Raw genomic sequence first — 14,256 nt, forward strand, 5'->3', positions numbered from 1 at the left:
TTACCCCTTATTCTGCATCACGCACGATCAGTTGAATCCGTGTCGGGTTATAGGCATTACAGGGATTGTTCAATTGTGGACAATTTGAAATTAAAACGATCAAATCCATCTCAGCCTGAATTTCTACATATTTACCCGGTGCAGAAATCCCGTCATCAAATTTCAGATGACCATCGGCAGTCACAGGAACATTCATAAAAAAGTTAATATTGGGTCCAATATGGCGCACATTTAAAGCATATTTTTTGGCGACTGGGTGCGTTGCCAAAGCAAACATAAAATTATTGCGGCAACTGTGCATCGGATATTTATCATGTGAATAACGCACGGTATTACTTTCACAGGAACAGGCACCACCCAGCGTATCGTGCCGCCCACAATTATCATCGACAATGGTGGCAATCGGATTGGCAAAGTTAGTATAGAGCGTGGTGTCCTTTTCCAGATAAATTTGCTGGTTTTGTGCAATAGTATCAGTTGCGCTATATCGCTCTTGCGGATTGGTTGCACTGATAAACAAGGTGTCCACTGCCTGATTGCCTTCCAGATCAACAATACGGAAATATTGTCCTTTTTTGACTTCACACATCCATGCTTCGCCAGCCGGACAGATTTCACTCAATTGTGCATGGTCAAAATGTTGTAATGCCAAATTTGTCATTGTTATTCTCCTGATATTAATAATTGTCTAATGCAAAATAACGCTGATTATTGGCAAAACCATTCTGATTTTGCCGGCATGAATCCCGACAAATATCCTGTTGTTGTAATGGCCAGGCTTTAAATAAACGCAGTTGAATATCGGCAGGCTGATAACTACCCGAAACGTCCAAAGCATGTGGTGCAGCAGATAAAAACAGCAGACAATCCATTTCAAAACGCAATTCGATGATTTGCCCTGAATTATCCGAATCACAATAAGACAATGCACCTGAATCATTGGGTGCAACTTTGGAGAATAAATTCAGCGTAGCGGTCAAATCCTGAATGCCTAAAGAAAATTTCGTCATCTCGACCAGCAAACTGTCCAAGCCATTTTGATACATGGCATTACGTGCATCCTGAAAAGTCTGCTTGCCATAATGTGCTGCAATCTGTCCGGCGGTACTTGGTCCACACATCGCATCATTCCAGCCATGATCATCACGGACAATTGATGCCATCACATGACCAAGATCGGAATACAACACATTGCCCGTGCTTAAATATGCCGTATGCTGTGCCTTTAAACTGTCCGGCATATTAAACCGTTCCAGTTTTTCCTGTGCATTGACACAATATAAAGACACATTGGCATTGGCACCCAATGCTTCAAATTGTAAAACCGTGCCTTTTGGTATTCGTCCTGACCAGTGATGACCACCGGGTAATACTTCTTGCCAGATTGCCTTTTGCTCATGATAGCTTGATGTGTTCATAACAACTCCTTGCGGATAAATCGTTTCAGTTTTAGAGATAAATCAATCAACATTTATCTCCTGACCTCCCGGGCTTTTATCCCTCCGTGTAGTTCTTACGAACCGTCATCTCTCGGTCCAGTCATGCTACTTGTGGCAACATCGGAACCCTAGATCACTTTTTGCTGTTAAATAATGAAAAGCAAAGCTTATGCCAATTTAGTATTACTATTTCTTTAAAAAGTAATACTAAATTGGTGCAGAAAGCTTTTATCCCTTGTTTTTATGCACTACTATTTGGCAAATAAGGTATTTTTATCTCAAAAAGTATTATTTCTTTTTTACGCATATCAGTTTTAAATAAATTAACGAGTCATCATTTCGCTATTCACGATTTCTTCATACTATTCACATAGCGATAAACTTATATTCATTACGCATTCTTGTGTGTTTTTTAGTATGATTCACACGCAATGAAATTTTATTAGGTTTCAAATGATCAAATTTATGGCTTATACAATTGTTACAGGTTTATCCATTTTAGTGATACAACCGACCTTTGCTAGGCCTGAAGATTTTGGACCCAATGTATCTCCCCATCCTCATGCCGAACGATTTAGAGATACAAGACCACAGCGTCCAATGGATCGTGATTATCGTCATTCGAATAACTTTCGTGATCATCCAAACCCGCAACAAGGATCAAATGCATGGCGAGTGGGTAAAACGCTACCGGATCAATATAAATTTAACGCTGCTCAGGTAGATTACACACAGAATAACAGACTATCTCAGCCCACACGTTATCAACAATGGATTAAGGTCAATGATCGTTATATGTTGATTAACGTCATGACCAATACCATTTTAAAAATTGTTCATGAATAATTTATTAATTTTTAGGCATTCTGACTTTGCTGATTAAGTGTCTGCAATGTCACAGGATCAACGACCGGAATATCATCTGCAATCATGTATTGTGAACCACCATTTTTTTTGGCCTGATACATGGCAACATCGGCTAATCCCAGCAGTTTTTCTGGCGATTCAGGCCATTTATTTTTACCCGCAGTTGCAATACCAATACTCATGGAGATGCCATAATGATCGTGGTCAATCCAATTCAACATTCTTTGTGCTATTTCTACTGTTTGTTCTGTTTGTAATCCGGGCAATAAGATCACAAATTCATCTCCACCCATGCGGGCTACAGTATCTTCTTCACGACAAATGCTCATCAGCATTTTGCCAAAAATAATCAGTAATTCATCACCAGCCGAATGACCTTTGGAATCATTTAATTTTTTAAAGCCATCCAGATCAATATAAATGACGCTAAGATATTTTTCATCTCGTTTGGATTTAACAATTTCACAAAATAATTCTTCAATGAAATGGCGTCGATTCCATAATCCAGTCAATGCATCTTTGCGAACCAGATCTTCAAGTTCACGGGTACGATCTGCGACAATAGTTTCTAGTTCCATTTCATGTTTTTCTGCACGATCCCGAGCCACTTCAACTTCCAGTAACATGCTCCGAAAATAAGCATCAAAAACCAGTTGGCAGTCATACATCAAGACTTTATCCAGTGAGTATTTTGTCTGCTGACAGGTATGAGGATCTGTAACACATTCATCCAGCATGCTAAATAAATGCTGTTTGAGGGAAAGTAATGAGGAAAGATAATACTTGGGAGAAACACCAATCCGTTTGTGAATTAATCCAATTCTTAATCGGTTATTGGTATATTCTGTTTCATATTTTCCAAGAAAAACTTCCTGAACATAGCGATTCATGGCTGTTGTCAAACGAGCCAATGTATCAGCATCACCAATAATTACAGCAATATCATCTATTTCTATTTGTTTTTCATAAAAATGTGCAACAGTTTTGGCAATGGCATGTTCTACATTGGGATAAACACTAAATAATATTTTTTCATCCATAGAGTTTAAGCCCAGTAACATTTTACGTTGCCGGATCTCACTTTCATTAATATTAAGTTGTTCACCTAATGTTTGGTATACAGAGTTAATTTTCATTTGATTTGAAACAGGCTCAAAACCGTATCTGTTAAAAATATGACAAAATTATACCTGATTTCGCTTAAATCTTTAGCACTAACCAAGGATAAATCTTTTGTCAGTCAAGAAACTTGTTTGGCCTGAATAACTTGTGAGTAAATTTAAATTGAAGAATTTTTATCGTGAGACAAAATTGATATGATTACCACATCGATACTGATCCTTTGATCATATTTTATATTTATTTTTCACTTTACAATACAAATGCTTGATTAATAATTTACCCCTTTTGGGTTAACGCCAAAAACTTAATATTTGTTTTACAATCATTATATTCCTGTACTTGGTCGATTTTTATGTCTTATTTATATTTGGTCATTGCAATTATTGCTGAAGTGATTGCAACTTCTGCACTCAAAGCATCCAATGGCTTTAGCATTCTGATACCTTCATTAGTGACAATTATTGGCTATAGTATTGCATTGTTTTGCTTATCCTTAACTTTAAAAACTATTCCAGTTGGTATTGCTTATGCGATTTGGTCTGGTGCAGGCATTATTTTAATTTCCACCATTGGTTGGATTTTCTTTAAACAGCACCTTGATTTACCTGCATTTATTGGACTGGGATTAATGATTACTGGCATTATTGTGATTAATGTATTTTCAAAAAGTACGCATTTATAAAATTAATAATGCTCATCATCATTGACCAGATGATTCATTGCTGTGGTGATATATTTGAGCATGACTTGTGCCGCACGTGAAAGCTGTCGTTTGGAAGCCGTACACAATGCCAATGTGATGGGTTGTAAATTTTTATTTTTTATCGGAATAAAGATTAATTGATTGGCTTTAACCGTATTAATCACATCCAGATAACTGACAATAGAAATACCCAATCCACGCTTTAACAATGATCGAATCATCTCGATATCATTACACACCAGAGTATGTAATGGACTGAGCTGATGATGTCGATAGATGGCATCCACACGATCCTGAATGACCAGCGGTGCATCAGCAATAATATGTTTATAGTCCAGTGTGTCAGATAGTTTGGGATTTTTTTTACTTGCCAATTCGTGTGTCGGCGCAAATGCAATCCCAATTGGAATTTCTACAAAAGCCAATACATCCAGATGGGCATGCTGTTTCGGATCCAGCACCAGACCAAAATCCACCTCTGTATTGGCAATAGACTGTGCTACTCGCTCACTGGTATTGACATTAATCTGAAAATTAATCCATGGAAATTCTTCAGACATGGCTGCAATACAATCTACCAGTATGCCTTCTGCCAAAGCCTCCACCGTACCAATTTCTATGGTGCCACGCTTTAAGCCCTGAATTTCATCAAAGCGAATACAGGTTTGCCGAAAATCTTTTTGCCATTTGCGTAAATCTGAATATAACAACTCACCTGCCAGGGTCAGTTTCATACCATTTGGAAAACGTTCAAACAATTCCACACCCAGTTCTTCTTCTGCCAGTACAATTTGCCGATGCACAGCAGAAACCGAGATATACAAACTATCTGCGGCTTTACGCAAACTGCCCGTTCGTGCAACTGCTAGAAAATATTCAGAAAATCTGGAAAAAGGTGCATGCATAACTGTTCTAAAAAACCGAATGAGAACTTCAAATCATTATAATAGACGAAACTCTTATATTTACATAATAATATTTTTAGCCAAATTCGCCATTGAGATATTAAGCCATGAATGCTCCCACAGCCGCCATTCCACATCATTCTTTAACACTTCCAAGTCATTGTACATTTTCTGCCGATGACTGGTTTAAACTGGCCAAATACTGGTATCCGATCGCAAGAATTCAGGATATTGATGCTCAACCCGTCAAAGCCACTTTACTGGATGAAAATCTGGTGATTTATAAAATTAACCACGAAATTGTTGTAGCAAAAGATGTCTGCCCGCATCGTGGTGTGCCACTGACGTTAGGTCATCATGATGGTGAAGGCATTGTCTGTCCCTATCATGGTTTACGCTTTGGTGAAGCAGGACATTGTAACCGCATACCCTCCAGCCCGGATCAGGCAATTCCTGCCAAACTGAATTTAATCACTTATCCGACCCAGCTTAAATATGGTCTGGTCTGGACCTGCCTGACTCCAGAAAATCAGGTCATACCGTTTATGCCGCTCTGGGATGAAACAGGTGTCCAGCAAGTGGTGTGTCCTCCTGTCGATATTGAAGCCTTTGCTGGTCGTCAGGTCGAAGGCTTTCTGGATGTGGCACATTTTGCCTGGGTACATTCAGGCACATTCGCTGATCCAGACAATCAGGTGGTACCGGATTATTCACCCAAGGAAACCGAGTTTGGCTTTATGGCAGATTACTGGAGTACTGTAGGTGATTATCCAGCCAGTGATGATTTCAAAAAGACTGAAGATTTTCGGGTTCTACGTCATTTTGAACTACACGTACCATTTACTGCCACACTGACCATTCATTTAAGACAAGATGCCAAACAGGTCATCATGAATGCTGCCTGTCCTGTGTCTGCCAGAAAAACCCGCTTATTTGCACCCATCGCCAAAAATTATGATCTGGATGATTATGTTAATGACATCATTGAGTACAACCTAAAAATTTTTGAAGAAGACCGTTTAATGGTTGAAACCCAAAAACCTGAACGCCTGCCTCTTGATCTGGCACTTGAAGCCCACATTCCTGCTGATCGAAGCTCGATTTTGTTACGACGCTGCCTTAAAAAAGCCGGTTTTGGTGATTTTTTCATTGTTTAATAGATATTGATGAACAGATAAAAATTTATATTTTTTATTGGCTTAGATTATATCATTCTTTTATTTAGAACATTATATTCAAATCATTCCAATAGACTGTATTCATAAATGTTCACATAATTAAATTCAATCAAATGTCGTATGTATCTATGCGAAGCAGCAAGATCAAGGGTGAAGTCAATGAATAAAATCAGGGTTATTGTAGACAGCATGTCATTACAGGGGGATGGCAATATTGCTGTGTCACTGACTGCAACCAACAATCAGCCTTTACCAGCCTGGGAAGCTGGTGCGCATATTGATGTTTATCTTCCCAATCACATCATTCGTCAATATTCTCTGGTTGGTGATTGTCATGATCTTTTCACGTATACCGTTTGCATTAAAAAAGATCTGCAATCCCGTGGTGGTTCCAGATTTATTCACGAACAACTTAGAGTCGGACATGAACTTGATATTTCTCAACCACGCAATATTTTTCGGTTACAAGATGCTGCCGAATATTATTTGATTGCCGGCGGTATTGGCATTACGCCTATTCTGGCGATGGCAGAACATCTGGAACAGCAACAGAAACCGTTTCATGTCTTGTATTACATCAAACATCAGGCACAAATCGCATTTAAAAAACGGCTACAACAACAATTTCAGCATGGTGATGTACAAATTCTATGTAGTGATGCCGGACAAAGTCTGCGTGAGGACATCGCAGAAATATTAAAAGCTTTTCATAAAAATCAGCAGGTTTATTTATGTGGCCCGCAGGGCTTTATGGACAGTTGTATCAAAAAATTATTAGCACATGGCTGGACAAGAGAAAATATTTTTCTGGAAGCATTTGCACCAGTTGCGCCTGCGCATCTGGAGCATTCAGGCATAGAAAATGCAGAAACCTTTCAGGTTAAACTCAATTCTACCGGACAGATATTTACAGTTCCGCAAGAAAAAAGCATCGCTACAGTATTGATCGACAATCAGATCAATGTGCCGTTGTCCTGTGAAATGGGCATGTGTGGTGCATGTTTAACCCGTGTGATTGATGGGGAGGTTGATCATCAGGATACGGTACAAACTGAAGATGAAAAATCAGCCAGTCAGCAATACATTGCGCTGTGTTGTTCACGAGCCAAAAGCCCAATGCTTGAGATCGATTTATAAATTCAACCCAATCCCCTACGAGGCGCAAGAGATGAATGCAATCCCAGTAGTCAATTTAGTGAATAAACCCTGCTATAGCCAGTTTGAAGAGCGTGACTGGGAAATTCTTTCTCAGCACTGGTATCCTGTGGCGCGTATTGATGAATTATCGACACAGCCCAGACAGATCACTTTACTGGATGTAAAAATCGCTGCCTACCGTACAGAAAGTGGTGACATTCATCTGGTACGGGATATTTGTCCACATCGGGGCGTACCGTTAACCAAAGGCTGGGTCGAGGGTGAAGAAATCATTTGCCCTTATCACGGTTTACGGTATAACGCCGAAGGTAAATGTACCAAAATTCCTGCACAACCGGAATTAACCAAAATTTCGGATCGTTTCTCACTGACCAAATTTCCTGTGGTACTGAAATACGGTTTGGTCTGGACCAGTATTCAAAGTCGTGATCCTGCAACTGCCAATTTTCCTGAACTTGATACGTGGGAGCATGTAGATCATCAGGCGATTTTACCGCCGTATGTAGACATTGCCGGTTCCAGTGGACGGCAACTGGAAGGCTTTATTGATGTTGCACATTTCGCCTGGGTACATCATCAGGCATTCGCTGATCGGGATAATCCGGTCGTGCCCAAATATGCCACTGAACGTACCAATTATGGCCTGCATACAGAATATATCAGCGATGTCAGTAATTATCCGCATGGCATGCAACATCTGGCACCAGAGGGGTTTTTATGGAAACGGGTATTTGACGTTTATCCACCTTTTTCGGCCGTATTAACTGTGTATTTTCCCAATGACGGTATATTGAAAATTTTAAATGCCTGCTGTCCGGTTTCGCACAACCAGACTCGCCTGTTTGTACCTTTAACCCGCAATTTTGATACCACAGGTGATTTGCAGGCAGTTTATGATTTTAATGCACAAATTTTCGCCGAAGATCAGGATATGGTTGAAACCCAGAAACCAGAGGAATTACCACTGGATTTAACGTCTGAAGCACATTTTGAAGCAGATCGCTCATCCACCACCTACCGCCGTATTCTTGCTGAATGGGGCTTGAGTAAAAAATATACCATTTAAATCCGCTCTATTCATCACCGCAGACTCATTACGCAAATGCAATGGGTCGGGGATGCTTTGACCTGTAAAAGGACAAATATTATGCAAAAAACTGATCCACCGGAACACTGGTTAGAACGCCAATTTCATTTAAAAGCCCTAAAAACCAGTTTTCGGGATGAAATTATCGCTGGTATTACCATATTTTTGGCCATGTGTTACATCATTATTGTCAATCCCAATATTTTAGCACTGGCAAATATGGATCAAGGTTCGGTGTTTGTGGCGACCTGTATTTCCGCAGCAATCGGCTGTCTGGTGATGGGGATCATTGCCAATTATCCAATTGCACTGGCACCGGGCATGGGACTTAATGCATTCTTTACTTTTTCGGTCTGTCTGGGCATGGGTGTGCCATGGCAAACTGCATTGGCCGCAGTGTTTATTTCAGGATGTTTATTTCTCCTGACCAGCCTATTTAAATTTCGTGAAGCATTAATCAACGCTATTCCGATGAGTTTAAAAATGTCTATTGCCGGTGGCGTGGGTTTATTTTTATCGTTTATTGCACTCAAATCCGCAGGCATCGTAGTTGCCAGTGAAGCCACACTGGTCAAAATGGGCGATATTACTCAGCCTTCGGTGTTATATGCCGGTCTGGGATTAACCATCATACTGATTTTACATCATTTTCATGTACGTGGTGCCATGATCATCAGTATTTTAAGTATTACGCTCTTATCTACCCTGCTTGGCCATAACCAGTTTCATGGTGTGATTGGTGCAATACCCTCCATTGAACCGACCCTTTTTAAACTGGATTTTTCCGGATTGATGAACGCCAGCATGGTCGGGGTGATTTTTGTATTTTTTCTGGTGGATCTATTTGATAGTACAGGCACACTGATTGGGGTTACACAACGTGCCGGCCTGTTAAAAAATGGTAAATTACCACGACTTAAACGGGCATTACTGGCCGATTCGGTTGCCATTATTGCAGGCGCAACTTTGGGGACTTCTTCTACCACCCCTTATATTGAGTCTGCTTCCGGCGCGGCATCAGGCGGAAGAACCGGGTTAACGGCTGTCACCGTAGGCATATTATTTTTACTGGCTTTATTTTTATTTCCGTTGGCATCCAGCGTTCCGGCTTTTGCCACTGCACCGGTATTATTTTTTATTGGGGCTTTAATGATTCAAAGTATTTTGAACATTGAATGGAATGATATGACGGAAGCTGTTCCTGCATTTATCACACTGGTTTTTATGCCGTTTACTTATTCAATTGCCGATGGTATTGCGCTTGGTTTTATCAGTTATGCTGTATTAAAACTTGGAACAGGACAAGCTAAAAAAGTTCCTTATATGGTCTGGATTGTGGCGATTTTGTGGGTGATTAAGTTTATTACATTCGGTGGTTAATCCTTTCCATGGCATGTCTGCAACTTGCATAATCAGCATTCAAATTGTAGCAGACTACAAATGTCAGCAGAACAATCCCTACATATCGACATGCCCATTCTGCCAATTAAAAATACCAACAAAAGCAGAAAAAATATTCGAATAAATCCACTGCCATATCTCAAAGCCAAAAAACTGCCGGTCAATGAGCCGGCAATATTGCATAGCGCTACAATCATCCCAACCGACCACAATACATGTCCTGAAGGAACAAAGAATAATAATGCCGCACTAAACGTTCCTAAATTCACAATCTTTGCCGAGGCAGAAGCATTTAAAAAATCAAACCCAAAAACCCGAATAAACAAAAAAATTAAAAAACTACCACTACCTGGGCCAAAAAAACCATCATAAAACCCAATTAAACCACCCAATAAAATACCCAATAAAATTTCTTTAAAGCCACATTGAAGCCTAGTATGAGTGGTGCCTAAATCTTTTTTTATGAAAGTATAAATCGCCATCACAATAAGCAGAAAAAAAACAAGATAATTCATACCTTCTTTAGGCAGATAAGCGACAGAATTTGCTCCTGCAAATGCAAAAATAAATGCTGAAACCATAATGGGCAACATCAATTTCCATATAATTCTAACTTTGTTTAAATACTGAAATATTACCGAAACATTTCCTGCCAAGACAGCCAATTTATGCGTTCCAAATACTGTGGCTAAAGGATATTGCGAAAATGTATGTAATAGTGCCGGTAACTGGATTAAGCCTCCTCCACCGACTGCAGCATCAATCAGGCCACCACAAAATGCAAAAAATCCCAGCGTTATCATCATCTGATCAAAAGTCACTTTTATTCCGTATTCCTTTTCTAATGCTGTAATCTGGCTTTAGATTAGAAAAATTGATACTTAAAAACAAATGACTTATATTTACTTAACTCTTCATTTAAAATGAATGATTATGGAACTGACTCAACTCAAAATGTTTAAAATGATTGTCGATCAAGGCAGCATAATACGCGCATCAGAATCTATGCATTGTGTCCCATCAAATATCACTACAAGAATAAAAACTCTCGAACAAGAATTGGGTACGCCTCTGTTTATTCGTCAGGGACGAGGTCTGGTGATTAGTCCAACTGGCAAGATTTTTTATGATTATGTGAATAAGATTCTTTCTTTATGCGATGAAGCATATAGAGCAGTACAACCCACATCAATACCAACCGGCCCATTAAAAATCGGTGCAATTGAATCATCTGCTACCAGCAGATTGCCGCAAATTCTGGCGCAATATCATCAACAATATCCAGATGTACAGCTTCAATTTAATACCGGAACTTGGGACCAATTATTACACGATGTCATTCAGCATAAACTGGATGGTGCAATCATTGCGGTAGATCAGCAACATCAAGATATCCATCGTTTGGCAATCTACAAGGAAGAACTGGTTTTAATTGCATCATCCTCCCTTGGAGAATTTAATCAGGCTCAGGATTTATTTAATCAGAATATTTTTATGTGGCCGGAAGGCTGTCCTTATAGAAAAATATTTTGCGAATGGCTCAATCAGCATCATATCACTGCACCGATTATCAGTATAGCCAGTTATAGCACGATTCTAGGTTGTGTTAGTGCCGGAGCCGGCGTTTCATTGCTACCACGTGCCATGTATGAGCAATTCAAAGCTATTGGGAATATAAACGCATATCCCCTTGAACAATTAAATGCTGTACAAAATTATTTGGTCTGGAATAAAAATACTGGTGTTCATTGTGCAAGAAATGCTTTTATTGATCTTTTAAAACAGCAATTTCTTTAAGACAATTCAGATTGCAGACTCTAATATTTTATAGGCAATCTACTGAAATACGTTTTTATCTTGAATACAAATATAAGATTAATACATATGATCAATTGGTCACTGATACCACTCATTGTTAAGCAAGTTATCTGCATAATTTGTTCACGCATTAAATGATTACTGGCAGAAAATGCCTTTCTATTGAACTTTTATAGGTTGCATACAAACAAATTTTGTAACTATTATTTAAAAATATTGGTATTTTTGCAGATAAAATCATAAATTATTAAAAACTCATCAATTTCTATAATGGTAGAATTGGTCTATCACTTATTTGCAAATTTATTATAAAGTGACAAAGTGACAGCCACATCACCATGGGATCATCATCATGCAACGCAATGACTGGACTCGGCAAGAAATAGAAGCAATCTATCAACAACCTTTTATGGACTTGTTATTTCAGGCACAACAGGTTCATCGTCAATACTTTGAAAAAAATACTGTTCAGGTCAGTACTTTATTATCCATCAAAACCGGAAAATGTCCTGAGGATTGTAAATATTGTTCACAATCTGCCCGTTATGATTCTAAACTGGAAGCAGAAAAACGTATTGCCGTTGAAAAAGTTATTCGTGAGGCACAAGCAGCCCAACAATCCGGATCATCACGCTTTTGTATGGGTGCAGCATGGCGTAATCCACATGAACGTGATATGCCTTATGTTCTGGAAATGGTAAAAGAAGTCAAAGCGCTTGGGCTGGAAACCTGTATGACATTGGGAATGCTCAATGCTTCTCAAGCAGAACGCCTTAAAGATGCTGGACTAGATTATTACAATCACAATCTGGATACCTCTCGGGAATATTACAGCAATATCATTAGTACCCGTAGCTTTGATGATCGGCTGGACACGCTGGATCATGTCCGCAATGCTGGTTTAAAAGTATGTAGTGGTGGCATTGTTGGCTTGGGAGAGTCACAGAATGACCGTATCGGCTTATTATTTGAACTGGCGACTTTACCCATACATCCGGAATCTGTACCCATCAATATGCTGGTTCCAATCGAAGGCACTCCTCTAGCAGATGTTGAAAAACTTGATGTTATTGAATGGATTAGAACCATTGCCACTGCACGTTTAATTATGCCAACCAGTTATATTCGATTATCTGCTGGTCGTGAAGCATTGAGTGATGCTGATCAGGCCCTGGCCTTTATGGCAGGCGCCAATTCGATTTTTTCAGGTGAAAAACTGCTAACCACACCCAATGCTGGTCAGGGTAAAGATCAAGCCTTATTTGCTAAACTTGGCTTACAGGCAGAACAGGTCAAAATTAATGTGAGAGAAACTGCTGTGGATGCCATGGCAGTTTAATGAAATTAATAAATGGCTATTTGATCTCAAGAATATTCTACCTCAAATCGCTATCGGCATTTTTTGCTTGATCAAGCATCCAACTCTAGTAAAGCCTGCTATCAATTCAAAAATCTTGTTCTAGAACAATTCGATAGCGCGCTTTGCCAGATTTTAGATGCGTAATCGCCTGATTAACCTGTGACATTGGAAAAATCTCAACTTGAGGTTGGATCTGGTGTCGGGCTGCAAATATTAGTAATTGTTTTAATGTTGCAGGTGTTCCTGTGTCAGATCCAGTAACATTTATGGCTTTGGCAATTAAAGTAGCTGGTTGTATTTGTGCAGGTGTCATGACTGCCCCCACAAAATGAAATGCACCCCGTGGCGCCAGTAATTTTAAAAATTCATTCCAATTCAAATCAATATTCACTGTACTTAAAATCAAATCAAATGTTTGATGATTATCTTGCATAGATGCGTAATCCTGAGTCTGAAGAACATGATCTGCCCCCATTTTGATTAAGTCATCTTTCTTATTTAAATTTGAGGTAAATGCTGTAATTTCACATCCCCATGATTTCAATAACTTTAACGCAATATGTCCCAGACCACCAATACCAATCACCCCAACCCGATGTATTGCCTGGATTTTATGTTGTAATAAAGGATGAAAAACCGTCACACCGCCACAAAGTAACGGCCCTGCACTCACAGGATCTAGCTGTTCAGGTAAAGGAATGACCCATTGCCAACCAGCACGAACTTTATCTGCAAACCCGCCTGCATGCCCCACAATCGTTGGGATTAAGTCGGGGCAAAATACCCGTTCGCCCTGTAGACAAGCATTACAATGCTCACAGGTTTCAGCCGTCCAACCCAATCCAACCCATTGCCCAACCTCAAGACCTTTAGCTTGTGAACCCAAACGCAATATTTGCCCAATCACTTCATGTCCGGGGATAACGGGGTATTGTGATACATGCCAGTCATCCTCAATAATAGAAAGATCGGAATGACATAGACCACAATATTTAACTTGTATTTCAACCTCGTGTGACAATAACTCACCTGCATTAAACTGATATTCAGTCAATTGCTGTCCTGCCTGCATAGCTGCATAAGCACGAATGACATTTTCACTCATATTTTATCCTTTTCAATTATGAAAATTATATTCAGGAATTCATCAATGGTTATAAAGCGTTTTTAGGTCTGGTTACTATCACAAAATGGCAAAAAGAATCTGCTGAATATTCT

Annotated in this window: 14 protein-coding genes and 1 riboswitch; of the genes, 8 read left to right on the forward strand and 6 right to left on the reverse strand. The window is 39.4% G+C overall.

The genetic code is table 11. The features are described from left to right. Positions 1-7: 7 nt before the first annotated feature. Both F4V57_RS10215 and F4V57_RS10220 read right to left on the reverse strand, forming a co-directional pair. Positions 8-661 carry an urea amidolyase associated protein UAAP2 gene (locus F4V57_RS10215; protein ID WP_070070236.1) on the reverse strand — a complete coding sequence of 218 codons (654 nt, stop codon included), beginning with the start codon at positions 659-661 and terminating at the stop codon, positions 8-10. Between the two features lie 16 nt (positions 662-677). Beyond that, positions 678-1,418, reverse strand: a complete 741-nt coding sequence (locus F4V57_RS10220; protein WP_070070237.1) for an urea amidolyase associated protein UAAP1 — start codon at positions 1,416-1,418, stop codon at positions 678-680. Between the two features lie 63 nt (positions 1,419-1,481). Further along, a riboswitch (guanidine-I (ykkC/yxkD leader) is annotated at positions 1,482-1,582 on the reverse strand. A 322-nt stretch (positions 1,583-1,904) separates the two neighbouring features. Here F4V57_RS10220 and F4V57_RS10225 point away from each other — a divergent pair. After that, positions 1,905-2,285: an RcnB family protein gene (locus F4V57_RS10225; protein WP_070070238.1), complete on the forward strand. Its 381-nt coding sequence runs from the start codon at positions 1,905-1,907 to the stop codon at positions 2,283-2,285. Between the two features lie 11 nt (positions 2,286-2,296). On the opposite strand, the gene F4V57_RS10230 is transcribed toward F4V57_RS10225, so the two are convergent. Further along, positions 2,297-3,442, reverse strand: coding sequence for a GGDEF domain-containing protein (locus tag F4V57_RS10230; protein ID WP_070070239.1), 1,146 nt, complete (start codon positions 3,440-3,442; stop codon positions 2,297-2,299). A 338-nt stretch (positions 3,443-3,780) separates the two neighbouring features. On the opposite strand from F4V57_RS10230, the gene F4V57_RS10235 reads away from it, so the two are divergent. After that, positions 3,781-4,110, forward strand: coding sequence for a DMT family transporter (locus tag F4V57_RS10235; RefSeq protein ID WP_070070240.1), 330 nt, complete (start codon positions 3,781-3,783; stop codon positions 4,108-4,110). A gap of 2 nt (positions 4,111-4,112) precedes the next feature. Here F4V57_RS10235 and F4V57_RS10240 read toward each other — a convergent pair whose 3' ends face one another. Then, positions 4,113-5,036, reverse strand: a complete 924-nt coding sequence (locus F4V57_RS10240) for a LysR family transcriptional regulator (RefSeq protein WP_070070241.1) — start codon at positions 5,034-5,036, stop codon at positions 4,113-4,115. Between the two features lie 107 nt (positions 5,037-5,143). On the opposite strand from F4V57_RS10240, the gene F4V57_RS10245 reads away from it, so the two are divergent. From F4V57_RS10245 to F4V57_RS10260, 4 genes are all read left to right on the forward strand, one after another. Then, the gene (locus tag F4V57_RS10245; protein WP_070070242.1) at positions 5,144-6,193 is read left to right on the forward strand and encodes a Rieske 2Fe-2S domain-containing protein; all 1,050 of its coding nucleotides are present in this window, start codon (positions 5,144-5,146) and stop codon (positions 6,191-6,193) included. Between the two features lie 180 nt (positions 6,194-6,373). Continuing rightward, the gene (locus F4V57_RS10250) at positions 6,374-7,351 is read left to right on the forward strand and encodes a PDR/VanB family oxidoreductase (protein ID WP_070070243.1); all 978 of its coding nucleotides are present in this window, start codon (positions 6,374-6,376) and stop codon (positions 7,349-7,351) included. 31 nt (positions 7,352-7,382) lie between these two features. Further along, on the forward strand, positions 7,383-8,438 hold the full coding sequence (locus tag F4V57_RS10255; protein WP_070070244.1) for an aromatic ring-hydroxylating oxygenase subunit alpha: 1,056 nt from the start codon (positions 7,383-7,385) through the stop codon (positions 8,436-8,438). Positions 8,439-8,519: 81 nt separating this feature from the next. Further along, complete coding sequence (locus tag F4V57_RS10260; protein WP_070070245.1) at positions 8,520-9,839, forward strand: NCS2 family permease; 1,320 nt, start codon at positions 8,520-8,522, stop codon at positions 9,837-9,839. A 32-nt stretch (positions 9,840-9,871) separates the two neighbouring features. On the opposite strand, the gene F4V57_RS10265 is transcribed toward F4V57_RS10260, so the two are convergent. Then, entirely contained in the window at positions 9,872-10,666 is a 795-nt protein-coding gene (locus F4V57_RS10265) for a sulfite exporter TauE/SafE family protein (protein WP_070070302.1), read from the reverse strand. A 127-nt stretch (positions 10,667-10,793) separates the two neighbouring features. On the opposite strand from F4V57_RS10265, the gene F4V57_RS10270 reads away from it, so the two are divergent. Both F4V57_RS10270 and bioB read left to right on the forward strand, forming a co-directional pair. Beyond that, complete coding sequence (locus F4V57_RS10270; protein ID WP_070070246.1) at positions 10,794-11,657, forward strand: LysR family transcriptional regulator; 864 nt, start codon at positions 10,794-10,796, stop codon at positions 11,655-11,657. A 370-nt stretch (positions 11,658-12,027) separates the two neighbouring features. Continuing rightward, positions 12,028-13,017 carry a biotin synthase BioB gene (gene bioB, locus F4V57_RS10275; RefSeq protein ID WP_141729254.1) on the forward strand — a complete coding sequence of 330 codons (990 nt, stop codon included), beginning with the start codon at positions 12,028-12,030 and terminating at the stop codon, positions 13,015-13,017. Between the two features lie 106 nt (positions 13,018-13,123). Here bioB and ahr read toward each other — a convergent pair whose 3' ends face one another. Next, the gene (ahr, locus tag F4V57_RS10280) at positions 13,124-14,143 is read right to left on the reverse strand and encodes an NADPH-dependent aldehyde reductase Ahr (RefSeq protein ID WP_070070248.1); all 1,020 of its coding nucleotides are present in this window, start codon (positions 14,141-14,143) and stop codon (positions 13,124-13,126) included. Between the last annotated feature and the right edge of the window lie 113 nt (positions 14,144-14,256).

Origin of the sequence: Acinetobacter qingfengensis, assembly GCF_008693185.1 — a bacterium.
GTDB lineage: Bacteria > Pseudomonadota > Gammaproteobacteria > Pseudomonadales > Moraxellaceae > Acinetobacter > Acinetobacter qingfengensis.

Bases quoted from the DNA above. Each gene is read 5' to 3' on its own strand.
- F4V57_RS10215 (WP_070070236.1), bottom strand. From the start codon at position 661: ATGACAAATTTGGCATTACAACATTTTGACCATGCACAATTGAGTGAA.
- F4V57_RS10220 (WP_070070237.1), bottom strand. From the start codon at position 1,418: ATGAACACATCAAGCTATCATGAGCAAAAGGCAATCTGGCAAGAAGTA.
- F4V57_RS10225 (WP_070070238.1), top strand. From the start codon at position 1,905: ATGGCTTATACAATTGTTACAGGTTTATCCATTTTAGTGATACAACCG.
- F4V57_RS10230 (WP_070070239.1), bottom strand. From the start codon at position 3,442: ATGAAAATTAACTCTGTATACCAAACATTAGGTGAACAACTTAATATT.
- F4V57_RS10235 (WP_070070240.1), top strand. From the start codon at position 3,781: ATGTCTTATTTATATTTGGTCATTGCAATTATTGCTGAAGTGATTGCA.
- F4V57_RS10240 (WP_070070241.1), bottom strand. From the start codon at position 5,036: ATGCATGCACCTTTTTCCAGATTTTCTGAATATTTTCTAGCAGTTGCA.
- F4V57_RS10245 (WP_070070242.1), top strand. From the start codon at position 5,144: ATGAATGCTCCCACAGCCGCCATTCCACATCATTCTTTAACACTTCCA.
- F4V57_RS10250 (WP_070070243.1), top strand. From the start codon at position 6,374: ATGAATAAAATCAGGGTTATTGTAGACAGCATGTCATTACAGGGGGAT.
- F4V57_RS10255 (WP_070070244.1), top strand. From the start codon at position 7,383: ATGAATGCAATCCCAGTAGTCAATTTAGTGAATAAACCCTGCTATAGC.
- F4V57_RS10260 (WP_070070245.1), top strand. From the start codon at position 8,520: ATGCAAAAAACTGATCCACCGGAACACTGGTTAGAACGCCAATTTCAT.
- F4V57_RS10265 (WP_070070302.1), bottom strand. From the start codon at position 10,666: ATGATGATAACGCTGGGATTTTTTGCATTTTGTGGTGGCCTGATTGAT.
- F4V57_RS10270 (WP_070070246.1), top strand. From the start codon at position 10,794: ATGGAACTGACTCAACTCAAAATGTTTAAAATGATTGTCGATCAAGGC.
- ahr (WP_070070248.1), bottom strand. From the start codon at position 14,143: ATGAGTGAAAATGTCATTCGTGCTTATGCAGCTATGCAGGCAGGACAG.